A 25,870-nucleotide genomic window follows, 5' to 3' on the forward strand; every position below is an offset into this window, starting at 1 on the left:
GCTTGCCCTGATATCCCACCCTTCATCGGCCCGGCGGGCACACGCTTACCGGACCATCTGCACGCTGACGGTAGTATGGCCCGCCCGGCCGTGATCGTCCACCACACGAACGTCAAATTTTCCGCTTCGGGCGGTCCACATGAGCGGCTGCTGGGACGCACTGTTGCCGACGTAGCTGTTATCCACGAACCAATAGAGCCGCCTCACATCCCCATCGGCAACCGCTGTAAAAGGGATCTGCCGGTGGGTGGCCCGGTCGCTTTGCAGGGCATAGACCAGTTCGGCCTGGGGAGAGGTGACCACCGGCGGCTGGCCGGCGCCGGCGCGCCGGTCGAGATCACAGGCCTTGCCAAAGGGCGGGGGCGTTTTCAGCGAGACCCCGGCCATGCGGAAAACAGCCAGAAGATCCGAGGGCCAGAAGTCGAAGACCGCCAGGGGCGTATGGCCCGGTTCGTAACGGCAGGCCCGCAGGCCGGTGGCCCGGTCGATGGGCACGGCCCGGTGAACCGTGCAGACCCGGATGGGCGAGATGCCGGGGATGAACCAGCTCTTTTTGGTGTGCAGGCAGTGGTGGCCGGGAAGTTCACCGGTGGTCGCGCACACCTCGATCTGTTTCAGATTCAGTTGTGAGAAATTCATTGTGTCGGCCACCCGCCAGCCCCGTTCGGGCACCAGGGCCGCCAGGAGATCGAACAGCAGCGGTCCGGCGGCCGACCGGCCCACAAACGCACGGTTGCCCTTCCCGTTGAAGTTGCCCACCCAAACGGCGATCACCATATCCCTACTCACCCCGATGGCCCAGGCATCCCGAAATCCGTGGGAGGTACCGGTTTTCCAGGCCACCTCGTTGCCCTGGATGGTAGCCAGAGGCTGTCGGTGACTGCTGGGCGGCGGGTTGTCCTTGAGTATGTCCAGGGTCAGGAAACTGGCCTCCGGGCTCAGAATCCGGATTCCCGAGGGTGCCGCCATTTCACCCTTGACCATGCGGATCGGCTGCAGCCGGCCGCCGTTGGCCAGGGCCGCATACAGTCCGGCAAGTTCCAGCATGGTCACCTCCACCCCGCCCAGGCAGAGGGCCAGGCCGTAATGCGCTGCCGGCCGCAATTCACCGATGCCGGCCCGTTGGAGCAGCCCGTAAAATCCGGGTTCCCCCAGCCGGGCCTGCAGGTTGGCGGCCGGCAGGTTGCGACTCAGGATCAGGGCGTCGTGGGCGGACACCGGACCCAGGAAGCGCTGATCGAAATTTTCCGGAGTGAACCCGCCGTAACGCCGGGGGGAATCCTTCATCAGGCTCATGGGGTGAATCAGCCCCTGGTCCATGGCCAGGGCGTAAACGAAGGGCTTCAAGGCCGATCCGGGCGAGCGCCGGGCCGTGGCGCCGTTGACCTGACCCTGGATGCGCGGGTTGAAGAAATCCGCCGATCCCGCCAGCGCCGTCAGCGTCATGCTGCGGGTGTCCAGGGCCAGGGCGGCGGCGTTGGTGATACCCTCTGCGGCGCGCCGGGCCACATGATTGCGGATGACCGCTTGCATGGTCAACTGGCGGTTAAGATCCAGGGTGGTGGGAACGCGGCCATTGGTTGACCCGGGGGGGGTGGCTTCGAGATAGTCGATTAGATGGGGGGCAGCAAAGGGCAACCCGGCGGGCGGGCGCACGGCCAGGGGGCGGTCGAAAAATGCCGTCAGCTGCCGATCCCGGGGATGGGTTTCAATCCAGCGGGCGAACAGGTGCTTCCTGGCGGCCTGCAGATGGTCGAATCCCTTGGGGCGGGCCGGGTTGCGCTGAACCGGATTCTGGGGCACCACGGCCAGGCTGAGGGCTTCGGGGACGGTCAGCCGGTCGGCGGATTTGTTGAAATAGACCAGGCTGGCCGCCTGGATGCCTTCGATGTTGCCGCCGTACGGGGCCAGGTTCAGATAGGCTTCCAGAATACGCGCTTTGGGGTAGTGGCGGGTCAACTGCAGGGCACGCAGAATCTGCCGCAGCTTACCGGCGATGGTATTGGTGCGGATCCGCCAGCGCAGCCGGGCCACCTGCATGGCAATGGTGGATGCGCCCACGCGGCGGGACCGGGTGATGTAGGTGGTCCAGAAGGCCCGCGCCAGGGCCAAGATGTCCACCCCCGGATGGTGGTAGAAATCCTTGTCTTCGTACAATAAGGTGGCGTCGATCAGGTTCGGCGCGATCTGCTCCAAAGGACAGAACAGCCGGTAACGCTGGTCCGCGGCCAGGGTCAGGCGCAGCAGGCGGCCATGGGTATCGACGTAGGCCCGCGAATGGGGGTAGTATTCCTCCAGGGCGGGTCGGGAGCAAAGCAACCATGCGGCGGCAGCCAGGGCCAGCAGTGCCGCTGCAACGGCAATCCCGCGTTTCATGGGGCCGGGGCGACCGTTACCGTTCCTGCGGCGGTGGCCGCCTGGAGGTTTGGATCGTACATGGCTTCGGCAAAGGCCGGCGGCCGGGCGAAGCGTCCCGGGGCGGTCACCTTGGCCCGGTAGGTCAGCTCGCGCACGCTTTTTTCCACGCTGCCGTAAAAGACCACCCGGTCCTCGCGCACGTCCACGTAATCCGCCCGCCAGCCCTGTACGGTTCGCGGTACCGAGCGGCGCACCACCTCGAACCCGCCGGGCAACAGGTCGATGATGGCCACGTTGCTGACATGCCCGGCCTCCAGTGAACGGATGCGTAGGCGTACGGTGACCTCCTCGCCCTGGGTGAAGGTGTCGACCACGTCGCCGGCCGTATTGACGAAATCGCGGTGAATCTCCAGCCCGGACCTCAGCGGTTGATCCGGCAGGTTGCGGTCAAACCCCGACTGAACGTTCAGGTAGAAGATCGATCCCGGACTGCTGATATCCATGCGGCCGGCATCGCCGGTGTAGACGGCGACGGGGAAGGGGTTCATCCGGGGTTCCAGGGGTTGCTTCGCACCACCGGCGGTTTCCAGATCAAAACGAATCGTCTCTGTGCTACCGGCCGGCAGGTTCAGCCGGCTGTAGGCGGCCAGGGCCAGGATGGTATAGCTGGCCCCGATGGTATTGGTTTTTCCCCTGAAGATGGGATCGACCAGTCGCAGGAGGGTTTCCCCATCCAGGGCTTTGGCCCGGGCGGCAAAATGCCGGCTGAGCAGGTAGAGCGCCTGGGCATCACGGGTCAGCGGCCGGTCGAAATCGCCCGCCGGCCCGTCATGGCCCTTGCCCATGGGGTACCCGTCCACCAGCCGCTGGGCGTCGTCGTCCATCTTGAGCAGCGTGTAGGTGGCGGCCATGCTCATTGCCGTCAGATCCGATCGCCAGCGATCCTTGTGGGTCTGTTCCAACTGTTCCTGAAGGCGAACCAGGCTGTTGGTGGTGGTCTCGCCGAGCCGGGTCAAGAGGTAGATGGCCTGGGCGCGCACCCGGGCATCGCTCAATTCTTCCGTATCCCGGGTAGCCACCTGGCGCAGGTAGTCCGTTCCCCGGCCGAGCATGTCGCCGGGCACGGCAAAACCGGCCTCGCGGGCATCGATGAGAAAGTGCATGGCATAAACGCTGGGAAAATCCGCCGCCGTGGCGTTGCCGGGCCAGAAACTGAACCCGCCATTTGCCTGCTGGCGTTCGCGCAGCCGGTCGATCAGCGCGCCAAAGTGGGCCTCGACCTCGGCCCGCCGGGAGGCATAGGCCGGAAGGGTGGATAGCCCCACCAGGGGAAAGACCTGGCTCACCACCTGCTCGGTGCAGCCATGGGGGAAATGGGCCAGGTACGCGCTCAGGGCATCCACCAGCACCAGGGGGCTGGCCGATGCGGCGGCGTGCTGCTCGGCCAGCTGGGGAAAAAGACGCCGGGAGAGGGGGATCTGAACGGTGCCGTTTTCGGCGTACCCGCTGGCAAAGGTGGTGCGGTAGGGCATGGCCGGCCGGATGCTCAGACCCGCTGTGCGGCGAGCGGATTCATCGCCCAGGCGGGCCGTGACGGCCAGGCTGGCCGCGCCAGGCGCATCACCGGCCCTGACCGTGAAATGCACCGGCGTTTCGCTGCCTTGACCGACAGTCAGACGCAGGGTGCGTTCACCGACGATCGTCAGACCGTCCGACGCGCTGACGCTGACCTCGACAACGGCCTCCGGGCCGCTGCCTTGCACCAGATTGGAGACGCCCACCGTTGCAGTGAATTCGTCTCCGGGTGCGGCCTGCAGGGGCAGGCTGGGCGAAAGCACGAAGGGGCCGCGCACCAGGGTTCCGGTGCTGGCGCTGCCCACGGCGTTTTCCGCCACGGCCACGGCCATGACCACCAGGTTGCCGGAAAAGGTATCGGGCACCGTAAAATCGACGGTCCGCTCCTCCGGCCCCCCGTCGACGATGCCGGACCAGAAGACCGCCGGCTTGTCGGTCCGGCGCGCAAAGGGATTGAGGTTGGCGGCCAGGGCTTTGCGCATGAGCCCGCCGCCGCTGGCCATGGCCTCGCGCAGCAGTTCATACTCGGGCAGGATCAGGTCCAGCATTTGCCGGGTGGTGACCCGCAGGGCGCGCTTTTTCATGAAATGGTCCAGGGGCTGGGGGAGGCGGTAGCCGGCCACCTGCAAAATGCCCTCGTCCACGGCAAAAACGGCCACCCGGGCGCTCTGTGAGCATTGGTAGCCGATGGTCATGGCCTGGCCCGGCCGCACATGTTCGTCCACACGCAGGCCGACGTCCAGCCGGCGGCGGATGCGGTCGATGGTGACGGGCACCACGGCCGTGCTCAAGGGGCTGGTGAAGATCTCCCGGGAGGCAGTGTCGCGCACAAAGACCACGTTGAGGTAGGCGTTGCCCTCCAGATCGTCGGGCAGGCGTATGGTTTCAAGGGTGCTCAGGGTCGTGGTGCGGAACCATTTGAACGCGTGCACCCGGTCGCTTTCGATGGTGATCAGACCGGCGCCCACGTAAGGGGCGGTAATGCTCAGCCCGATGGTTTCTCCGGCCTGGTAGTCGCTTTTGTCCAGGCGCACCTGCAGGGCGGCTTCCTTTTCCAGCCGTCCGGTAAGGTTGCCGTGGCCCACCACGGTGTAGGTCAGCCGGGCCAGCCGGGTGCCGTCCAGATCGTGCACCTCCATGGCCCAGTCGCCGGAATCCGCCGTGGGCAGGCGGGTTGTACTACCGGATGCGTCAATGGTGAAGGGGCTCTGATCGACAACGCGCTCGCGGTCCACGGTCTGGTAGGCGAAGGTCCCGTTGGGTTGTTTGACCAGGGTGGAGAGGTGCTGGATCTCCAGGCGGGTGAGGGTCAGTCCGCTCAGTGTTAGCCGTTTCAGGTCGGGGGCGATGGCGATCCACGCCACCTGGCGGTCGCTGCCGGCATGGATGAATCCCAGATCGCCGTCGGTTTTGAAGCCCACCAGATGGGGCAGCGGGGAGATCAGGGTGCCGTTTTGGGCCGACACACTGCGCCCGCCGGCCGGATCGAATCCTTCCGCCGAGAAACTCAGCTGGTAGGTGCCTTCGCGAAAGCGGTCCAGGGGGATCTGGAAGACCACCTTGCCGTCGGCATCGGTGGTGGCCGGTGCCAGGGCCTCATTCAGGTGCAGCGGGGAGCGGCTGGCATCGTCCAGTGGATCGGAGAAGTGGTAGTCGGCAAATTCGGCGAAGCGGAACTGCGCCGGCCGGATGCGCATGTGGGCCTGCACCCGGCGATCCTGGGCCGGGGTGCCGAACAGGTTGGTCAGCACCACCCGGGCGGTGAGTGAGGGCGCTGTGGTCCAGCCGCGCGGCGGGACATCCATCAGGGTGCTTTTGATTTTCATGGTGTCGGGCACGAACTCCTCCACCGTGAATGCGGTCGATCCCAGCAGGCGTCCCCGCTGGCGGTTGTCGCGCACCAGATAGAGCGAGACCTGGTATCGTCCGGTGTCGGCGGTGGTGTCGGTGGGGTAGGCGATCTCGAAGAACCCCTTTGCCGGCAAGGTCACCCGTTCGGTTTTGACCGTGTTGTGGCGCGGTCCCTGGATGACTGCCTCCAGGGGGATGTCCGTCACGTTGTCGAGGGGGACCGTCTTGACGATCATCCCCAGATGAACGGTCTCACCGGGACGGTAGATTCCCCGATCGGAAAAGAGAAAGGCGTTCAACCGGCCATCCCGGCCCGCGTCATCCCATTCCCCGCCCACGTCATAGCGGGAGTAGTCCACCTGCCGGGCGTGGCCCTCAAAGGGGATGAAGGCGGTATCCGCCTCGGTGGTCACCAGATAGACACTGGGCTGGCGCTCGTTTCTGAAATCCCGGGTGGTGGGCATGGCGGCGTGGCCGTTGGTGTCCGTGGCCTGGCGGAAGAGGGGCAGTCCGTTCTTGCCCAGCAGTTGGACCATGGCACCTTCGACCGGCTTCCCGCTGCTCAGGCGCTGGACGAAAACATCGTGGCTGTTATCGGCATTGTCCTTGACCACCAGTCCCAGGTCGGTGATCAGGATCAGGCGGCGGTCCGCGGTTCCGCCCACCGGCCGCTTGTTCACCGGATCCCAGCCTTCCACGGAGACGAAAAAGAGGCCGTATCCCCGGTTTCCATCGGCCAGGTAGGTGGACAGATCCAGGGCGGTATAATTGGCCCGGCTGGGATGAAGGGGTTTGAGCGTCAGAATGGTGCGCGAAATATCGGTGATATTTTCTTCCGAAAACTCGGCCTGGGTGAAATCGGGGTCGCGGATGTCCCCGTCGGTCTGGGTGATCAGGTGGGTGAGTTGACCGGGCAGCAGGCGGCCGACCGTGGTTCTGAGGGCGGTCAGACCCCGGGCCATGATGCCCAGGCGCTGCTGACCGGCTGCGGTGACCAGGGAGCCTTCGCCGGCCAGCCGGACCTGGCGCGGATATGCCGGCACGGAGAGGACCGTATCGAAAAAACCGGCCTGGACGAAACCGTTGGCCGATTCCAGGCCGGGATCGATGCGCAGGTACAGGCTGCGCTTTTCCGGTGCATCGATCACAAAATGGTAGCTTGTCGAGGCATCCCGTGGATTGGGAATGGCCTTTACGGTCAGGTGCTGGGCGGCGGCCAGTTCCTGATCGCCCACGTCCCGGGGACTGTTCCAGTGCCGGCTGTTGCGCCGCCGGTTGACCTCGGGCAGCAGATGGACCGAAAGCTTGTCCATCAGTTCCTTTTGGGCGATGGCATCGGTAAAGGCGAGGCTGATCACCTGCTGGGGATCGCCCTGGTCGTTGGTCACGATGCGGGTATCGGCCTCACTGACCTTCAGGAAACTGTAGCGATCGGGCACCAACACCGTATCGGAGAGGCTTTCGGTGGTGGGGGTACCCCCCGTGGCCGGCATGATGCCGGGCGTGATGGTCAGGCGCATGGTGTTGGCCTGGGCCGGCAGTTCCAGCGGCGCGGAGGCGAGGTAGGCCCGGCGGCTGGTTTTGTCGGTGGTGACGGTTACATCCACCGGTCGGGGCGGCGTATCCATGCCTTCGCCCGACGGCCGCATGGCCATGGTGATGTGCGGTGCCAGGCCCGACCCATCCACGGGATGGGAAAAAAGAATCGTGGCGACGACCTTGCGTTGGTCGGCTTGAACGGGATCCTGATAAAATTCAAGGTTCTCGATAGTCGCCTGGAAGGATGGCGTGCTGAATTGGGCGGCCGCTTTTTTGAGCCGGGTCTCGGGGGTGAAAATCGACGGCGGAAAGTCGATGGTGAAACGGGTGCCGGCGGGCCAGGCCGTTTCGGGAATGAATTCCAGGGTCCGGTCGTCCGTCCATTGCCAGTGGCCGGCCAGGGCGGGATTCAGCCCGATGCCGTCCACGATTTTGCCGATCAGATCGATGCGTGCCACGCTGGGCGCGGTTTCGGGAATGGGGCGGTCCGGTCTGTCATTTTCCCGGTCATAGTCGAAGCGCACGACCAGCGGGTCGGGAAGCGGATCTTCAACATCGGCCGGCGGCCCGGGCGGTGTGATCTGGGCGGTCACCTGCAGTGGCGAGGGCAGGGTCATCAGGTAGCCGATACCGATGGCCGACAGGAGAACGAGACCTGAGAGCGTCCAGAACATCGCCGGACGCTGCCGGCGAAAACCGTTGATGCCGGCGATCCAGGGGGGCGCGGTATAGGTCAGGCGACCGAACAGCGATCTCAATATGTTGGCGATGCGTTGCATGATCTTATCCTATATGAAAAGGGGTTGTGATCCGGGTGCGAGATTACAGTCACTATCGCACAAGGGCGCCACGGGAAACAAGGGGCAGGGCCGGTCGCCCCAGGGCAATCGCATGTAACTATCTTTCAATCTTTCTACCCGATAGCGATGAGTCACAAATGTCAAATATCCAATGAAAAATGCCAAATGGTGGTATTTTGTCCTTTTATAATCGATAGGATCCTTCAATTGACATTTGGCATCGTTTTTTCACGTTCGGTGCCGGAAATCCACTTCAACACCATTGCCACCCAGCTCCACCCGACTTACCACCCGTGGCGTGCTGGCTACCACCCTACCCCGGCGGATGACAAACAGCCGTGCCGGGCGCAGGCGGATCGCCTCGTGGATGTCCCCCGCCTGCAGCACGACCATGTCGGCCCGGCAGCCCGGTTCGAGTCCATAGCCTTCCAGCCCCAGCGCCCGGGCACCGTTGACCGTCACGGCCTCGAACATCTGTCGGATCTCTTCCGTGCCGGTCATCTGGGCCACATGCAGCCCCATGTGGGCCACCTCGAGCATGTCGTGGGAGCCGAAGCTGTACCAGGGGTCCATGACGCAGTCGTGGCCGAAAGCCACGTTGATGCCGGCGGCCAGCATCTCCCGCACCCGGGTCAGGCCACGGCGTTTGGGATAGGTGTCGTGGCGGCCCTGCAGGGTGATGTTGATCAGCGGGTTGGCCACGGCGTGGACCCGGGCTTCGGCCATCAGGGCCAGCAGTTTGGAGACGTAGTAGTTGTCCATGGAATGCATGCTGGTGAGATGCGAGCCGGTGACCCGCCCGTGAAGACCCAGGCGCTGGGTGTGAAAGGCCAGGGTCTCGATGTGCCGCGACCAGGGATCGTCGCTTTCGTCGCAGTGCATGTCCACCATCAGGCCCCGCTCGGCGGCCAGTTCGCACAGCTGGCGGATCGATTCGGCCCCCTGGTCCATGGTGCGCTCGAAATGGGGAATGCCGCCGATAACGTCTACGCCCAGGTCCAGGGCGCGTGTCAAATTTTCCATGGCGCCGTCGCTGCGCAGCGCCCCGTCCTGGGGAAAGGCCACCAGTTGCAGGTCGATGTAATCCTTGAACTGCTCGCGGATGTCCAGGAGCGCCTCCACGGCCAGCAGGCGGCTGTCGCACACGTCCACGTGGCTGCGGATGACCAGCGTGCCCCGGGCGATGGCCCAGTGGCAGAGTTTTTCCGCACGCCCGCGGATGGCGTCCACGGTGAGGCTCGGTTTCAGCTCCCCCCACAACTGGATCCCTTCCAGCAGGGTGCCGCTCTGGTTGACCCGCGGCAGGCCGTAGCTCAGGGTGGCGTCCATGTGAAAATGGCTGTCCACGAAGGGCGGGCAGACCAACCGACCGGCGGCGTCGATGGTGTTGCCCGCCTCGCCGGCAATGGCGCGATCCACCGCTTCGATCCGTCCGTCACGCACGGCAATGTCCATCCCTGTGCGCCCGTCCGGCAGATTGGCGTTTTTGACGATCAGGTCGAACATCAGCGCTCCTCCTTTCGAAAGGGGGTCAGCAGGGCCGCCGGTGCCCTGGCATTGCGCGACACCAGGGCCATGCCCACGATGGTCAGCACGAAGGGCATCATCAGGAACACCTCGTAGGGCAGGTTGAAGCTGCTGGCCTGCAGCCGCAGCTGCAGGGCGTCGATGAAGGCGAAGAGCAACGCTCCGGCGGCGCTCTTCCATGGGTTCCACTGGCCGAAGACCACCAGGGCGATACAGACCCAGCCACGTCCGGAAATCACCCCGAAGGTGTAGGCGTTGTACTGGGCCATGGAGAGAAAGGCCCCGGCCAGCCCCATGAGGGCGCCGGAGAGCATCAGGGCCTGGTAGCGGATGCGGATGACGCTCACCCCGGCAGTAAACGCCGCATGGGGGTTTTCACCCACGGTGCGCAGGTTGAGGCCCCATGGTGTGGTGCCGAGTACCCAGGCGACCGCCGGTACCAGAAAGAAGGCCAGGTAGACCAGGGCAAAGTGATCGAAGAGAATCGGTCCCAGGATCGGGATGGCCGATAGCCCCGGTATGGGCAGCGGCGTGAAGGCGGTGATCTTGGGAATCGATGAGGGCTGGCCGAAAATCAACCGGTAGAAGTAGAAGGAGAGGCCCGAGCAGAGCAGGGTCACCCCGATACCCGAGACATGCTGGCTGAGTCCCAGGCTGACGGTGAGCAGGCCCATGAGCAGGCCGGCAAGCACGCCGGTGGCCATGGCTGCGGCCACGCCCAGCCAGAGACTGCCCGAGAAGTAAGCCGTGGAGAATCCGGTCATGGCGGCCAGCATCATGATGCCTTCGATGCCTAGGTTGAGGATGCCGGCCCGCTCGGCGAACAGCTCGCCCAGGGTGGCGAAAACGAGTGGCGTGGCGATGCGGATCAGGGCCGCGAAAAAGCCCGCCTGGAGAAGTTGGTCAAGGAGTTCATGCATGCGAAAATCGCCTTATGCGGATGCGGTAGCGGGTGAAGAGCAGGGCCACCAGCATGGCGATCAGGGCCGTGCCCTGGATCACGTCGGCCAGGAACACCGGCACGCCGGTGGCCCGCGACATGGCTTCGGCCCCGGTGATGATGATGGCAAAGAAAACTGCGGCCGGAATCACCCCCAGGGGATTGAGCCGGGCCAGCATGGCAATGACGATGCCGGTATAACCGTATCCCGGTGAGATTCCGGCCATGACCTGAAAGTGCAGCCCGGCCACCTCGCCCACGCCGGCCAGTCCGGCCAGGGCCCCGGAGACGGCTGCCGCCGTCAGGAGGATGCCGGTTACGCTGAAGCCGGCGTAGCGGGCGGCAACGGAATTCTCACCCACGGCCTGGATGCCGAACCCCAGCGTGGTGCGGCGCATGAGCAGCCAGGTGCCGAAGGATGCGATCCCGGCCAGCAGCACGCCCAGGTGCAGCCGGGTGGCGTGCAGCAGGATGGGAAACTCGGCGTCCATGCGGATGTCCGGCGAGTCGGGGTAGCCGCTCAAAGGGTCCTTCCAGGGGCCGTCCAGGAGGGCCATCATGCCGTAAAAGATGATGAAGTTGAGCAGCAGGGAGGCGACCACGTCGTCCACCTTGAAGCGCGATTTGAGCACCGCCGGAATCATGGCCCACAGGGCGCCGGCAACTGCCCCGGCCAGGATCATGGTCGGGCACAGGCTCCAGGCCGGCAGGGCTTCGCAGGCGCCCACAAAGGCGGCGGCCATGGCGCCGGCGAGCAGTTGTCCCTCGGCCCCGATATTCCAGAAGCGCGCCCGGAAGGCCACGGTCACGGCTAGTCCGGTGAAGATCATGGGGGTGGCCTTGACCAGGGTTTCCACCAGGTTGAAGCGGGTGGAGAGGGCGCTGAGAAAAAGCTTCTCGTAGGCGGTGATGACATTGGCTCCGGCCAGTAATATCAGTCCGCTGCACAGCACCAACGTGGCCGCCACGGCCATCAGCGGCAGGCAGAGGTTTAGCCATATGGGCGTGTGGCTGCGGTTTTCCAGGGTCAGTCGGATCATGCGGCCTCCCGTACGCCGGCCATCAGCAATCCGATCCGTTCGACGCTGGCCTCCTCGATGGGCAGCGTCGCCATGATGCGGCCTTCGAACATTACCGCGATGCGGTCGCTGAGCAGAAAGAGTTCTTCCAGGTCTTCGCTGATCACCAGTACCCCACTGCCCTGCTGTCGCAGGTTGAGGAATTGCTCGTGGACGAAACCGGCGGCCGAGACGTCCAGGCCGCGGGTGGGCTGGGCGGCCAGCAGAACCCGTGGGTTCCAGGCCAGTTCCCGGGCCAGCAGCGCCTTCTGCAGGTTGCCGCCGGAGAGGGTGCCAGCGCGAACGGCGCTGCCCGCCGTCTTGATGCCGAACTGGGCGATACGATTTTGGGCGAATTGCCGGATGGCGCCTAGTTTGAGAAAACCGAAACGGCTGAAGCGCCGTTCGCGGATTCTGGGCAGGACGAGATTACTGGCCAGCGGCAACGTGGTGATCAGTCCGGTGCCCATGCGATCCTCGGGAATGCGGCCGATGCCGAGCCCCTGCATGGTCTTCGGGGAGGGCTCGGCGACGACCTTGCTGGCCACGACCATCCGGCCGCCGGAAGGCATCAACACCCCGGCCACCACGTCGGCCAGTTCTTTCTGACCGTTTCCCGAGACACCGGCCACACCGACAATTTCGCCGGCATGCACGCTGAGGTCGATACCCTTAAGCCCCTGGCGGGTGCCGTTGGCCGTGTGGATGTTTTCCAGAGTCAGCAGCACCTTGCCCAATCGAGCCGGCCGTTTTTCCGGCGGAGTGACGGTGCGGCCGCACATCAGCTCGGCCAGTTGGCGTCGGCTGGTGCCAGCGTCGTTGGCCACGGTCGCCGCCACCTGTCCCTGGCGCAGGATCACCACCCGGGTGGTGATCCTGCGTACCTCGTTGAGTTTGTGGCTGATGAAAATTACCCCCATGCCGTTTTCCGCCATGGCCGCCATGGCCTGGAACAGGCCGTCGGCCTCCTGGGGGGTGAGGGCCGCCGTGGGTTCGTCGAGGATCAGGATGCGTGCCCCGCGCACCAGGGCCTTGATGATCTCCAGGCGCTGCTGCTGGCCCACGGTGAGTTCCCCGGCCAGTACGGACGGGTCGAGATAAAGCCCGTAGCCATAACGAATTTCTTCCATGCGCCGAAGAATTCGGCGTTGGTTGAGCCGCCATCCGCTGCCGTGCTGGCCGACCATGAGATTTTCCAGCACGGTGTGCGAGGGGACCAGGTGGTAGTGCTGGTGCACCATGCCCACCCCCAGGGCCAGGGCGTCGGCCGAACTGTGGATGGCGGCCGGCCGGCCGTCGATACGGATCGTTCCGGCATCGGCATCGTAGGCCCCGAAAAGAATGTTCATCAGGGTGGTCTTGCCGGCCCCGTTTTCCCCCAGCAGGCCGACGATTTCGCCGGCGGCCAGGATCAGGTCGATGCCGGCGTTGGCCGTGACACTGCCGAAGTGCTTGGTGATGCCGCGCATTTCCAATAGCGGCGGAGAATCGGACATGGGTTATTCCGATTTTGGAATCGATTCATCAATATCCACCCGAAAGGTGCCGTCCAGGATCTCCTGCCTGCGTTTTTCGACCAGTTCTTTGACCTCGGCCGGCAGTTTGGCGTCGAACTTGTGGTAGGGCGCCAGGTAGGAACCGCCCTTGGACATGTAGGAAAAGCCGCCGAAATCCTGGGCCGTGTAAACGCCGGCCTTGACCAGGCTGATGGCCTGCTTCACTGTGGGCCACATGTCCCAGACCGGTCCGGTGACCACCGTGTCCGGTCCCAGGCTGGATTGATCGGACATGTTGGAAATGGCCAGGGCCCCCTTTTCAACGGCTGCCTCGACCACGCCGAAGCGCTCGGCATAGATCACGTCCACGCCGGCCTCGATCTGGGCCAGAGCCGCTTCCTTGGCCTTGGGCGGATCGAAAAAGGAACCGATAAAGGAGAACTTGCACTTCACATCCTTATTGACCTCCTTGGCGCCGGCATAGAAAGCGTTGGCCAGACGGTTGACCTCGGGGATGGGCATGGCCGCGACCACGCCGATGATGTTGCTTTTGGTCATCTTGCCGGCGATCATGCCCGACAGGTAGGCCGGCTCGTGAATCCAGTTGTCGAAAACGCCGAAGTTGGGCTCGGCCGGCCCGATGCCCGAGCCGAAGACAAAGGCCACATCCGGATAATCGCGGGCCACCCGGCGGGCGATGCGCTCGGCACCGAAGGCGTCGCCGGTGATCAGTTTATACCCCTTCTCGGCGTATTCCCGCATGACGCGGGCGAAATCAGCGGATTTGACGCTTTCCGAATAGTCGTAGACGATGCCCAGATCGCTTTTGGCCTTGACCAGGGCCACGTGGATCTGGTTGACCCAGGGCTCTTCGATGGGGGTCTCGAACACCGCCGCCACTTTCAGCGGTTCGGCGGCTGCCATCGCCGGCATGATACCGATTGTCATCGCCACGATAAGAAGCAGCGCCATCGCCGCGAATTCTTTTACCGCTCCGTTAAATCCCTTCATTCCGTTTCCTTTCTTTTTCCTCTTGATCGTTGCGTTTTATTCATGACTGTTTTTCACAGCCCGTCGGAAACCCTTGCAAATGAATTGCCATGGTTTCTGAACGGACTGCTTTAACGGTTGATGGTCTCGTAAAAAGTCGCCGGATCGTCATGCCGGACTTGATCCGGCATCCAGAATGCACTGAAATTACTGGATTCCGGCCTACGCCGGAATGACGCAAAACATGGATTTTTAACTTTTTTACGAATCCGTCAACGGTTAGATGCCAAGTTTAAAGGCAATTTCGAAGGTCCCTCAGCCTTCGGGGCTTGACGAAATGGCAGATCGGCGGGCGGCAACTTTCGCTTTTGTCGATCTATACAACAATTTTGTCTTTTCTGGATTTGTCTATTACGTTGCCAACGTATCGTAGAAGACGTAACGTTGTTAGGCGATTTCTGTCAAAGAATATACCCGCCTGCTTGTCTTTTCATCCGTCTTCTACGTTGGGCGTTTCCACACATAGCCCCACTATGCGTAAAAAAGCCCGCCTTGAATACGAATGAAAATCCGACGCATCCTGGTATATTCTTTTCCGCCAATTGCCTTAACGAAATGCTGGTTGGCAGATATGCGGAATCCTTTTGTTTGCGAAGAGGCCCGAAAGGGCGCTTAATTCGCTCTTGAATGAAAATCTGGCGAAAGCGCGGAAGGCGCACGAAGAGCAAGGCCAGGTAGCCTATGCCCTTTTTGATAGCTTTTAGAAGCTTAAAAACACCGTATGAAGCCTGCCATTATCGGTCTCTCTGAGCTGAAGGCGCAGTTGCTTGGCGGAAGTGGCCTCACCGGGAAAGAAGATGATGCCATGGGCCAGGTTGCCGGGTAAAATGCTTCTGTTTTCCAGCGATTTATCGCGTAAATCATTGATAATCGCTCGCCGGGCGTCGCTGGAGGAAGCGGCACCCTTGGTGCCCCCAATAACCGAGCCGGCCGCAGCACCCACGGCAGCACCTTTGCCGATGGCCTCGCCCACATTATCACCCGTGACAATGCCCACGGCGGCACCGACGACCGCACCGGCGGCTGCGCCTAAAACGCCGCCGTAGGCTCCCTCTTTGAATATCTTATTGGTCTGGGCATATTTTGTGGCGCGTTCATAGGCAAAGGTGTCTGTTAAAATCGGCCACAAATTACCTTCAGCGTCCTCCAGAAACGTCTGACCCGGGTTGATCTCCAATGCTGAGGAGCCTTGATTGTCAATGACCACTTGCACAGGCAGCATGCCGGCGCCGCGGATGTCGAATCCAAACGCGTCCTGAGCTTCCGATCGCTCCACATAGGCTCTCCCGCCGATTTGGGCGCCATCAACCAGCACCGTATTTGCATAGGCGCTTGGGGACTTGAGTGTTCAACTGAAAAGGAATGATCATGTGTTTCATGGACCTGATAGTATCAAATGATACTATCAGGTCCATCCAAATATGACGCTAAGTGCTCATGAAACGAATTTTATTTCATTAACCCTTTGGACGCCGGGGCTGCTGGCGCTCATCACCTTGGGGTGAATTTGCGCCGGTCTGGCCCTTTTTCTGCGGTGCGGTCTGCATCTTCTGCATGGTGCGGTCATCCAGGTTTCCGGTTTCGGGCAGGCCGTGGTCGCGCTGGAAACGCTTGACCGCCTTTTTGGTCTTCTGTCCCATTTTTCCATCCGCCGGTCCAGGCTGATAGCCCAGCGCCTTCAGCCGTTTTTGTGCCTTGTAGGCGTTCGGGCTGGATTTGGCCGCACCGCCGGTCGCCGATGCAGCTTGGTGGCCTTGCTGCTCCATTGTGGATGACATGCCTTTTTTCTGTGATGCGGTCTGCATCTTCTGCATGGTGCGATCATCGATGGTTCCGGTTTTGGGCAATCCGTGGTCACCCTGGAACTGTTTGACCGCATTCCGGGTTTTTTGTCCCATCATTCCATCCGCAGGCCCGGGTTGATAGCCCAGGGCCTTCAGTTGGCTCTGCGCCTGATGGGTCTGCTGATTGTATTTTCCGGCAAATGCCGGTGATACGGTCAGGCAAACCATGATGAACAGTCCGGTCACGACAATATGCCACTTTTTCATTGGTTTCCTCCTGCTTATAGACGGGTTAGGGTGTAAGATGGTTATATGTGCAATAAATCGCTTTATCAAGGATCGGTGGTATGGAAAAATGTAACAAATGGTAACGCGAACCGGCGGTAGGGAACGCCGTCGGTTTCTGACCCGTTGGTGCGAGCGTTACACGGGCCGGACAGGGCAATCGCATTGAACTCAGGTTTATCGAAATCGAAATCGGGATCGAAATCGACGATGTATATCGGAATCACGGGTTGACAAAAGGACGATAGACGGTTTCCGGTATTCCAGGTTCCCATGGCGCCGATGACCATTGACCGCGAGTCGCCAAACATCCAGTCTGCATGTCTATTTCCCATTTCTTTTCGATTTCGATAGCGATTCCGATTTCGATCATGGTAACGATCCGTATGCGATCGCCTTGTAAGGCACATCACATACCAAGATTACTTACGATCGCCCCGGGTCAACCCGCGGCAGGTGCTTGCAATTATCGATTGGCTGATTGTATAGAACCCCTCGTTTGTCCACGCATGCATGATTGGAGGTGACCCATAGAAACCCTGCTGATTCCCCTGGTCGGCCTCGTCGCTTTTTTCCTCAAAGGAGTGACCGGTACCGGCACCACGACGGTGATCGTGGCGCTGGGTTCGCTGATCATCGAACCCAAACTGACTGTTGTGCTCGCGTCATTCATCAACATTTTCGGAGGGTTGAGTATGGTGCGGGTCGATCCGGTCCCCCTGGCCGGCCGGTACTGGATGCCCATATCGCTGTTAATGGTGGTCGGCTCGATCCTGGGCGCCGTGACCCTCAAATATGTGCCCAATCAACAGTTCCAGCTGGTGCTGGGTGCCGCGTTTCTGCTGACGGCGTTGTGGTTCCTGTTTCGGGCGCCACCATCGCGTAACGATTCGGGGCCGCCGGCCAGCGCACGTCCCATGGATCTGGGCATCGGTACCCTGGCCGGGTTCTGCGGTGGTTTCATCGGCATCAATGCGCCGCCGCTGGTGCTCCATTTCAGCCGTTACCTGGACAAACGCACCATGCGAAGACTGCTGGTGCTGATTTTTATACCCGCCGCGATTGCCCAGACGGCGACATTTGTGGTTAACGGGCTTTTTGAAAAACGCATGCTGGTTTGGGGCCTGCTGGTGATTCCCACGATGATCCTGGGCGTCTATCTGGGGAATCACACCTTCCACCGCATATCGGAAAGCTGGTTTCGCCGGGCGCTGGGTCTTTTCCTGGTGTTTGTTTCTGTTCGCCTGATCCTGAAAGGGGTTGTCTGAGCATACCCTTCGCCGGCAAAATAGCTAAAAATCCGGAAAGGTAAGGAGAAGATATGCTGTTAACGATCGATGTGAGCAATTCCACCATCAAGGCCGGTGTGTTCGATGGCGACCAGCTGGTCGCGTTCTGGCAGATTGCCACCGAACGCCGCAAGGCCGTCGATGATTATGCCATGCTGTTCTTGAACCTGTTCCGTTCCTCGAATATCAAGCCGAAGGCGATAACCGGGGTGTCCATCTCTTGCGTTGTGCCCCAGCTGCGATCGGTGTTTCGCCAGTTATGCATCCGTTACCTGAAGGTTACGCCATTTCTGGTCGGACCGGATGCAAAAATAGCTATCCGTGTGGATCTGGATTACCCATCGGAGGTGGGCGGGGATCGCATCACCAATGCGTCGGCCACCTATGCGTTATATGGCGGCCCGGCGATCGCCATCGCCTTTGGCACAGCCACCGTGTTCGATTGCATTTCCGAAGACGGAACCTATCTGGGCGGGGCCATCGCCCCGGGGATGATCGGTGCGCTGGAGTCGCTCACCGAGCGGGCCGCCCAACTCTTCAAGGTGGAGCTGATCAGACCGCCCCTGGCCATCGCTAAAAACTCGATGCATGCCATCCAGTCGGGCATGATATTCGGGTATACCGGACTGGTGGAACGTCTGGTCCAGCGGCTGAAAGCAGAACTCGCCACCTCGTCGTCGAAACCGGTTCAGGTGGTGGCCACGGGCGGCCTGGCCGACGTGATCGCTCCGGAAACCGATGAAATCACGGTCGTCGACCATCAACTGACTTTGAAGGGGCTGAGGCTGGTTTACGACCTGAATAAAGATTGACGGATTCGTGAGAAGCCCGATATCGGCGCCCTGAAATCTACTAATCAATATCGAAGTCGGTGCGATATAAAAGACGTGCAGTAAACTGTGGGAGCCATGATGCGAATTTTGATTGTTGACAATGATGCATGCAGTATGGCGACGACCATCTCCTGCCTGCAACCTTTCGGGGATTGTGAGGAGGCGAGTGACCGGGATACCGCCCTGGCCCGTTTCAAGGACGCCATTGACGGGGGGACCCCTTATCAGCTGGTGCTTGTGGACATCAACGCCACGGATGCCGACGGGGAACCGATTGTTGTGGCATTCAGGGACATTGAAACGCAATCCCATCTGGCGGAGGCCCAGCAGGCTTATATCCTGGTAACGGCCGCTTCGTGCGGGCGCCAGATGATTACCGATTGCCTGTTGGGTGGGGGGGATGATTTTTTTACCAAACCACTGGATAAAACCAAGCTCGTCGGTAAGTTGCATGCGCGGGGCCTTTTGGCCGGAGGGGCTTCGGCATCGTCCGGGCCGGCTAACGTCCTGGATGCCGACGACCTGCTCAAGCAAATGTCCAGGAAAATGGCGAAGGGAGATCCGGTTCTTCCCCCGGCCATGAAAATTGCCATGCGCATCCGGCAGTTGATCGATTGTGGCGCCGAGATCGCCGATGTGGCCAATTTGCTTCGTCAGGACACAGCGATTTCCACCCGGCTGATCAAAACATCCAATTCCGCGTTCTATCGAGGGGTTGAAAAAAGCACGACCGTCGACCAGGCCATCAGCCGGTTGGGGCTTTCCCGGGCCAGTGAAGTGGTCATGTCGATCTGCTGCCGTGGCTTTTTTGCCACCACCCATCCTCCCTACCAAGGCATTGTTGAGCGACTCTGGTGGCATTCGCTGGCCTGTGCGCACACCACCCAGATGCCGTTTCTGAATCCTGATGAAAAGCCCGATGAAGACCTTTTTTCCATCGGACTGATCCATGATATCGGCAAACTGCTTTTGCTCCAGGCGGCTGCCGAAGTGGAGCAGCGCCGCCACGCTTCGCACCAGCCACCCGTCAGCGTGGAGGAGTTGGTCGGGTTGATGAATGAACACCATGTGCGTTTTGGCAACACGTTGCTGGAGAAGATGGAGGCTCCAGACATGTATGCCAAACTGATCCAGCGTCACCATGACGCGAATGCGGCGGGGAAAAAGTATTCCCGTTCGCTCAAGATCCTTCAGCAGGCCAACTGGCTTGCCAAACTTGCCGGGTTCGGTCTGGAGCCCGTCGATGGACAGTCGCTTGCTGAACCCATGGACGCGCTGGAGATCGACGAGTCGATGCGGGAGCAGGCAATTCTCGAAATCCCCCAACAGATGGAGCAGCTTCGCTACCTGTTCGGCTGAACAGCCGCGGACAGATTTCCGTTTCCTGCGCTTCGTGATAAAATAAACCCTCTCCGGTCCATGCCCGGCGAGGGTTCTCTGTTTTCAGGGAGCGGGCCAACGCCCATCCCCGAATCGCGTGCGACCATGTCTATCCCACCATGTGGGCGATACCGATGATCGCCTGGTGGCGGTAATGGATTTGCCCGAGAACTGCTATCATGACATCTGGATTCTCACCCATCCGGACCTGCGCCACACCGCGCGGGTCAAGGCGTTTATGCAGTTTATGTATGAGGAGACCAGGGGTGAGCGGGGGGATCGTATGTAGGTATAGAAAGGTGGTAATATGACGAAGGCAACGGTTGTCTCATTGGGAAAAAGGCCAAATGCCAACATCCAAATGTCAAATGAAGGATGGAATCGATCTAAAATGGATAGAATATCACTTGACCATTGGCTTACATCCCGTTTACTTCTTTTGCCAGTACCACCTTGAAAATATCCGTTCCATGTTGCTCGTTGACCCATCCGATTGAATGGAGTCGTTATGTCCTCCGATACAGGCTCGAACCTGGTCAGAAGCCATACCTACCTCACCTGGCGGTTCAAGCTTTCACAGGCCGAGAGGACAGATGACCGCCATGGCGCACTGGTGATCTTCATCGACGATCTGGATCGCTGTCCCAAACCGCGCATCGTCAAGGCCCTGGCAGAGGATTATGGCCAGGAAGATGCCCATCGCTTCATGGAAAAGATCGTCCAGGTGACCTTCAACCTGCCCAAGGTGACCGATGCGATGTTCGAGCCCTTCCTGGATGATTTGGGAGATATCCCGGCGGAGATCGCCAACCATCTGCGGCTGATCATGCCGGCCATGGGGTACAATCCCCGCCAGTTGAAGCGTTTCGTCAATAACCTCAATCTCCGTTATGGGTTGATGCGCAGCAGCGGATTTCTCAGCTATGCTGACCTTTTCGGCCAGTGTGGAGTCGGATGAAACCGTCAAAATTATTGATGCACCGAACCGGTTGGAGAGACAGACCGAATCGATGGTGGAGATTCCCGCCGGGCCGTTCAAATTCGGCGAGAAACCGGTGGATGCCCAGATCGACGATCCCTTCTGGATCGATCTCTATCTGGTCACCAATGCCCGATTCAAGGAGTTCATTGAAGCCGGTGGGTACGAAATCGAGGCGTGGTGGCTGCCTGAGGGCTGGAACTGGCGAGAAAAAGAGCGTATTTTTAGACCCCTTTACTGGGAGGACACGAAGTGGAATGCGGACGACCATCAGGTGGTGGGCGTCAGCTGGTATGAGGCAAATGCCTTCTGCAATTGGCTTGGTGCCTCCCCAAAGGATGACTACATCTATCACCTACCCGATGAAAAACAGTGGGAACGGGCTGCCCGCGGTACGGATGGACGCATTTATCCCTGGGGGGACGAATTCGATTCCGCGCGCTGCAACACCGAAGAATCCGGCATCGGCAAGACAACAAGAATCGACCGTTATGCCGACGGGCTGAGCCCGGACGGGTGTTACGACATGGCGGGCAATGTGTTGGAATGGACGAGCACTTTTCTTGATAACTCAAAGGATGCCTATGTTATCAAAGGCAGCTCGTGGTTCAACACGGCTAAGCTTGCGCGCTGCGCGGCTCGCGACGACTACAGCCCGGTCAACCGAAGCGGTGCCGTGGGTTTTCGTTGCGCCAGGACAAAAAAATAATCCGTTATTACTGTGACTATTCGATCTTCGGCGTCAACCCCTGCCGCAGGGTGGCGATTTCGAGCATGGTTTCCAGGCGGACCAGGCGCTCGTTGACCCGGCGCAGATCCCGGTCCATGCGTTCGACCCGGTCGATGAGGGTGCTGACCCGTTCGTTCAACAAAATGCCTGCACGCAGGGCGTCCATGACTTTTTCGCTGACGCCCATGGCCTATGACTCCTCCAAGAGGGCGTGGGTCTCGTCGAGTCGTTTTTCCACCGCGTCCATGCGCTCGACCACCCCTTGCGTGGTCTCGATCATCGTTTCGGCCAGGGCTTCCAGCAGGGCGTCGTCCTCGGCCGAATCGTCGTCGTTGAAGGCATTGACCGCCTCCCTGACCACTTCGGCAAAGGAGATCTTGCGGTCGCGGGCGATCTTGTCGATCTTGGCGATCATTTTGGGCGGCATGAGAATCGGTTTCCTGCGCATGGTTTCGTTCAATGCCGGCGCGCTCATGGCAAACCTCCTTGGGTTCCTTGTTTTGCAAAAAGTAGCACATGTGCAGCGCATGTGCAAGGTATGGTAACGATGGAGAACGCATTGACAGTCGTGAGCAAATGAGCGAAACTCGCCGGAGCCAATGGCTATAAGCAGGAGGTTGACCGCCATGCAACGGCTCATGCCCCATCCGTGACCGATATCCGCTTGCGTTGCGGCGTGCGGTCCGGCAAGGGCCATTACACTTCACTATAGGAGGAAAAGAAGATATGAAAAACGCTTATGTCGTCTATTGTTCGCCGGCCGGTTCCACCGGCCATGTGGCCCAGGTGATCGCAAATGAATTGAAAAACCAGTCTGTTACCGTGACAATGCTGGATCTGGGAGGAAATGGGGATTCGGCGCCGTTGCTCCGGCAACTCGCCGCAGCCAAAGAGACCGACTGCCTGTTCGTCGGCTCACCGGTTTACAGCAACATGGCCGTACCCCCGGTGATGGCATTTATCGACGCGCTGCCGGCCGCTGCCGGCTGCAAGGCCGTTCCCTTTGTCACCTGGGGCGGTGCCTGCAGCGGCATCGCCCTGTGGCAGATGGGCAAGGCCCTGGCGGACAAGGGATACCCCCTGGCCGGTGCGGCTAAGGTGCTGGGGGTGCATTCGCTGATGTGGCCAAGCAGCGATCCGGTGGGCAAAGGCCATCCAGATGCCGACGATGACCGCTTGGTGGCGGATTTGATCGGGCGCGTGGCGGGCAACGGCGACGCTTCCCTGGCCCTGTCGGCTCTTGATTACCAGCCCGAGTCGGTCAGTGCCGAAGTGAAGAAGAAGCTGGATCAGCCCTGGGCCACTATCCCCAAAACGGTTGACGTCGATAAGTGCACCGCCTGCGAGGCCTGTGTTTCCGTCTGCCCCGTGGGTGCCGTCAGCCTGGATCCCACACCCGTCTTCGGCCAGGCCTGTTTCGGCTGTTTCAACTGCGTGCGCGAATGCCCCGAGGATGCCATTGTTTCCGGGAAGCCCCTGGACAAGCTTGATGCCATGATCCGCGGGCGGGTGACCACCCTCAACGAAACACCGCCAACGCAAATTTTTGTCTGAAAGGCAGTTTGAAAAGTCCGCTCAAGCCCCGCTATCGGTGTTGAAACGTGACTCCGAAGGCTCTCATACGCCACGTGTGCTCAGCTTTTAAGTCACCACAACAGCCAGCAGGCCTTCATTTGACAGGACAGAACAAGGAACCAGAGAAATCATGTTGGTAACCCAGAAAAAACAGTATGCCCTGCGCGCCATTTTCGAGTTGGCCAAGCAGCAGGGGGAGGAGCCGGTCAAGACCTCGACCATCGCGGAGGCGCAGTCGATTCCGTTGCGTTTTCTGGAAGTGATCATGGGACAGTTGAAGCGAGCGGGGCTGGTGGATTCCAAACGGGGCTTTTTCGGGGGCTACACCCTTACCCGGTCGCCGGATCAGATCCGCGTCGGGGATATCTTCCGCATTTTGGACCGTGAAGACAACGTCGACGCATGCATGGCCTGCGCATCAAAGGGGAACTGTCCCTTTTTGGGTGGGTGTGTGTTTATGGATTTGTGGGACCGGGCCCTGCAGGCCATGGACACGATCTATGATCAGACCACCATCCAGACCCTTATCGAGCAAGAGGCGCGGCTGACCGGAACGAACGAATGAACTTTTCTTTTTCGAGTTGCGCAGGCACTGGTGAGTGCCTATGGGATCCATATCCAACAGGTCCGGATAGAGGGTTTTGATCCGATCCCCATTTCCGTGCATTATTTCCAGTTTTGAGTTATAGGGTCTCGTCTTTCCGCTCGAGGCCCTGTAATCGATTTAATCTTCACAATCTATATGCGATTCATTTTTTATTGTTGACATAATTATATATTTATACCTATTGTTTTTCTGGTAGGTTAGCAAGAATCCACACGCATGACAGCGCAACAACCACCACCCACCGTTTCCCATCATTTAGAAGGAGGCCTCATGAGCAATGCATACGAAGTTGCCTTTGAACAATCGATCAACGATCCCGATGGATTCTGGGGCAAGGCGGCAGAAGACTGCCATTGGTACAAACGCTGGGACAAGGTGTTGGACGACAGCAATAAACCGTTTTACCGATGGTTTACCGGCGGCGAGATCAATACCTGCTACAATGCCCTGGATTTCCATGTCGACCAGGGCCGCGGCGATCAGCTGGCCCTGATTTACGACAGCCCGGTGACCGATACCATCAAGAAATACACCTACACCCAGTTGCGTGACGAAGTGGCCCGGTTTGCCGGTGTGCTCAAGTCCCAAAACGTGGAAAAAGGCGATCGGGTGCTGATTTACATGCCCATGATTCCCGAGGCGGCCATGGCCATGCTGGCTTGTGCGCGCATTGGTGCCGTGCATTCGGTGGTCTTCGGCGGGTTCGCGGCCAAGGAACTGGCCACCCGCATCGACGACGCCAAACCCAAGGTGATCGTCTCGGCCTCCTGCGGCATTGAGGTGAAGAAGGTCATCGCCTACAAACCGCTGCTGGACGCGGCCATCGACATTAGCGAATCCAAGCCGGCCTCGTGCATCGTCTTTCAGCGCCCCATGGAATCGGCCGCCATGATTGCCGGCCGGGATGTGGACTGGAACGATGCCATGGCCAAGGCACAGCCGGCCGACTGCGTGCCGGTGGCGGCCACCGCCCCCCTTTACATCCTCTACACCTCCGGTACCACGGGGCAACCCAAAGGGGTGGTTCGGGACAACGGCGGGCATGTGGTGGCCCTTAAATGGACCATGAAGAACATCTACGGCGTGGACGCCGGCGATGTTTACTGGGCCGCCTCGGACGTGGGTTGGGTGGTCGGCCACAGTTACATTGTCTACGGTCCGCTTTTCAAGGGTTGCACCACGATCCTTTTCGAAGGCAAGCCTGTTGGCACGCCCGATGCCGGGGTCTTCTGGCGGGTGATTGCCGAACACAAGGTCAAGAGCATGTTTACCGCCCCCACGGCGTTTCGCGCCATCAAACGCGAGGATCCCAACGCCGAGTTGATGAAAAAGTACGACCTGTCCAATTTCAAGGCGCTTTTCCTGGCCGGCGAGCGCACGGATCCCAACACCCTGCACTGGGCCGAGGACGCCTTGAAGGTGCCGGTGGTGGACCACTGGTGGCAGACCGAGACGGGCTGGGCCATCTGTGCCAACTGCCTGGGGTTGCACGAATTTTCCGTCAAGGAGGGGTCGCCCACCAAGCCGGCGCCCGGCTGGAACCTGCAGGTGGTCGACACCAGCAACCAGCCGGTCGCGCCGGGTGAAATCGGCGCCCTGGTGGTGAAGCTGCCCCTGCCGCCGGGAGCCCTGCCCACCCTGTGGCAGAACGACGACCGCTACGTGGAGTCTTACCTGGAAGAGTTTCCCGGTTATTACAAAACCGCCGATGCGGGATACATCGATGCCGACGGGTACGCCTTTGTCATGAGCCGTACGGATGACATCATCAACGTGGCCGGTCACCGGCTCTCCACCGGGGCCATGGAGGAGGTGCTCTCGGATCATCCGGATGTTGCCGAGTGTGCGGTCCTCGGTGTGGATGACGATCTTAAGGGGCAGGTACCGGTGGGCTTTGTGGTGCTCAAGGCCGGTGTCACCAAACCCAAGGACGAGGTTGTTAAGGAAGTCGTCCGGATGGTACGCGAGCGCATCGGGCCGGTGGCCGCCTTCAAAACGGCCACGGTGGTCAAGCGGCTGCCCAAGACCCGCTCCGGCAAGATCCTGCGCGGCACCATCCAGAAGATCGCCGACAACAGGGAATACAAGGTGCCCGCCACCATTGACGATCCGGCCATTTTGGGAGAAATGGAAGATGCCCTCAAGGACATCGGATATGCCGGTGCCCGCAAGGCCTAGCCCACCCGTCCCGAATAACCGGTATTGAAAACAAAA

The 25,870-nt window shown here is 60.6% G+C and carries 21 protein-coding genes; 9 read left to right on the plus strand and 12 right to left on the minus strand.

What is annotated here, in order from left to right:
• Window positions 1-45: 45 nt before the first annotated feature.
• From pbpC to GN112_RS17690, 10 genes are all read right to left on the minus strand, one after another.
• Entirely contained in the window at window positions 46-2,376 is a 2,331-nt protein-coding gene (pbpC, locus tag GN112_RS17645) for a penicillin-binding protein 1C (protein WP_155311422.1), read from the minus strand.
• Entirely contained in the window at window positions 2,373-8,102 is a 5,730-nt protein-coding gene (locus tag GN112_RS34885; RefSeq protein WP_155311423.1) for an alpha-2-macroglobulin, read from the minus strand. The genes pbpC and GN112_RS34885 overlap by 4 nt, the downstream gene beginning before the upstream one ends.
• Window positions 8,103-8,351: 249 nt before the next feature.
• Window positions 8,352-9,629: an amidohydrolase family protein gene (locus GN112_RS17655; RefSeq protein WP_155311424.1), complete on the minus strand. Its 1,278-nt coding sequence runs from the start codon at window positions 9,627-9,629 to the stop codon at window positions 8,352-8,354.
• Complete coding sequence (locus GN112_RS17660; protein WP_155311425.1) at window positions 9,629-10,570, minus strand: ABC transporter permease; 942 nt, start codon at window positions 10,568-10,570, stop codon at window positions 9,629-9,631. The genes GN112_RS17655 and GN112_RS17660 overlap by 1 nt, the downstream gene beginning before the upstream one ends.
• Complete coding sequence (locus tag GN112_RS17665; protein ID WP_155311426.1) at window positions 10,563-11,630, minus strand: ABC transporter permease; 1,068 nt, start codon at window positions 11,628-11,630, stop codon at window positions 10,563-10,565. Before GN112_RS17665 ends, GN112_RS17660 begins: the two co-directional genes overlap by 8 nt.
• Window positions 11,627-13,144: an ABC transporter ATP-binding protein gene (locus tag GN112_RS17670; RefSeq protein WP_197743343.1), complete on the minus strand. Its 1,518-nt coding sequence runs from the start codon at window positions 13,142-13,144 to the stop codon at window positions 11,627-11,629. Before GN112_RS17670 ends, GN112_RS17665 begins: the two co-directional genes overlap by 4 nt.
• A gap of 3 nt (window positions 13,145-13,147) precedes the next feature.
• Complete coding sequence (locus tag GN112_RS17675; protein WP_155311427.1) at window positions 13,148-14,155, minus strand: BMP family protein; 1,008 nt, start codon at window positions 14,153-14,155, stop codon at window positions 13,148-13,150.
• Window positions 14,156-14,894: 739 nt separating this feature from the next.
• Window positions 14,895-15,470, minus strand: a complete 576-nt coding sequence (locus tag GN112_RS17680) for a hypothetical protein (RefSeq protein ID WP_155311428.1) — start codon at window positions 15,468-15,470, stop codon at window positions 14,895-14,897.
• A gap of 181 nt (window positions 15,471-15,651) precedes the next feature.
• Window positions 15,652-16,245, minus strand: coding sequence for a peptidoglycan-binding domain-containing protein (locus GN112_RS17685; RefSeq protein WP_155311429.1), 594 nt, complete (start codon window positions 16,243-16,245; stop codon window positions 15,652-15,654).
• A gap of 65 nt (window positions 16,246-16,310) precedes the next feature.
• Window positions 16,311-16,598: a hypothetical protein gene (locus GN112_RS17690; RefSeq protein WP_155311430.1), complete on the minus strand. Its 288-nt coding sequence runs from the start codon at window positions 16,596-16,598 to the stop codon at window positions 16,311-16,313.
• A 216-nt stretch (window positions 16,599-16,814) separates the two neighbouring features.
• On the opposite strand from GN112_RS17690, the gene GN112_RS17695 reads away from it, so the two are divergent.
• From GN112_RS17695 to GN112_RS17720, 6 genes are all read left to right on the plus strand, one after another.
• Window positions 16,815-17,531: a sulfite exporter TauE/SafE family protein gene (locus GN112_RS17695; protein ID WP_269434981.1), complete on the plus strand. Its 717-nt coding sequence runs from the start codon at window positions 16,815-16,817 to the stop codon at window positions 17,529-17,531.
• A 53-nt stretch (window positions 17,532-17,584) separates the two neighbouring features.
• The gene (locus GN112_RS17700) at window positions 17,585-18,364 is read left to right on the plus strand and encodes a type III pantothenate kinase (RefSeq protein ID WP_155311432.1); all 780 of its coding nucleotides are present in this window, start codon (window positions 17,585-17,587) and stop codon (window positions 18,362-18,364) included.
• A gap of 135 nt (window positions 18,365-18,499) precedes the next feature.
• Complete coding sequence (locus tag GN112_RS17705) at window positions 18,500-19,744, plus strand: HDOD domain-containing protein (protein WP_162458986.1); 1,245 nt, start codon at window positions 18,500-18,502, stop codon at window positions 19,742-19,744.
• A 118-nt stretch (window positions 19,745-19,862) separates the two neighbouring features.
• Window positions 19,863-20,054 carry a hypothetical protein gene (locus GN112_RS17710; protein ID WP_155311434.1) on the plus strand — a complete coding sequence of 64 codons (192 nt, stop codon included), beginning with the start codon at window positions 19,863-19,865 and terminating at the stop codon, window positions 20,052-20,054.
• 219 nt (window positions 20,055-20,273) lie between these two features.
• Window positions 20,274-20,723, plus strand: coding sequence for a P-loop NTPase fold protein (locus tag GN112_RS17715; protein WP_155311435.1), 450 nt, complete (start codon window positions 20,274-20,276; stop codon window positions 20,721-20,723).
• Window positions 20,689-21,453 carry a formylglycine-generating enzyme family protein gene (locus GN112_RS17720; RefSeq protein ID WP_155311436.1) on the plus strand — a complete coding sequence of 255 codons (765 nt, stop codon included), beginning with the start codon at window positions 20,689-20,691 and terminating at the stop codon, window positions 21,451-21,453. Before GN112_RS17715 ends, GN112_RS17720 begins: the two co-directional genes overlap by 35 nt.
• Before the next feature lie 16 nt (window positions 21,454-21,469).
• Here GN112_RS17720 and GN112_RS17725 read toward each other — a convergent pair whose 3' ends face one another.
• Window positions 21,470-21,661, minus strand: a complete 192-nt coding sequence (locus tag GN112_RS17725) for a hypothetical protein (RefSeq protein WP_155311437.1) — start codon at window positions 21,659-21,661, stop codon at window positions 21,470-21,472.
• A gap of 3 nt (window positions 21,662-21,664) precedes the next feature.
• Window positions 21,665-21,949, minus strand: a complete 285-nt coding sequence (locus GN112_RS33625) for a ribbon-helix-helix protein, CopG family (protein WP_162458987.1) — start codon at window positions 21,947-21,949, stop codon at window positions 21,665-21,667.
• A 251-nt stretch (window positions 21,950-22,200) separates the two neighbouring features.
• Between GN112_RS33625 and GN112_RS17735 the strand changes: the two genes are divergently transcribed.
• The 3 genes from GN112_RS17735 (at window position 22,201) to GN112_RS17745 (ending at window position 25,834) form a co-directional block, all read left to right on the plus strand.
• On the plus strand, window positions 22,201-23,028 hold the full coding sequence (locus tag GN112_RS17735) for an EFR1 family ferrodoxin (protein WP_155311439.1): 828 nt from the start codon (window positions 22,201-22,203) through the stop codon (window positions 23,026-23,028).
• 151 nt (window positions 23,029-23,179) lie between these two features.
• The gene (locus GN112_RS17740) at window positions 23,180-23,614 is read left to right on the plus strand and encodes an RrF2 family transcriptional regulator (RefSeq protein ID WP_155311440.1); all 435 of its coding nucleotides are present in this window, start codon (window positions 23,180-23,182) and stop codon (window positions 23,612-23,614) included.
• Between the two features lie 312 nt (window positions 23,615-23,926).
• Window positions 23,927-25,834, plus strand: a complete 1,908-nt coding sequence (locus GN112_RS17745; RefSeq protein ID WP_155311441.1) for a propionyl-CoA synthetase — start codon at window positions 23,927-23,929, stop codon at window positions 25,832-25,834.
• The last annotated feature ends 36 nt before the right edge of the window (window positions 25,835-25,870 follow it).

The sequence above is a fragment of the Desulfosarcina ovata subsp. ovata genome (assembly GCF_009689005.1).
Classification (GTDB): Bacteria; Desulfobacterota; Desulfobacteria; order Desulfobacterales; family Desulfosarcinaceae; genus Desulfosarcina; species Desulfosarcina ovata.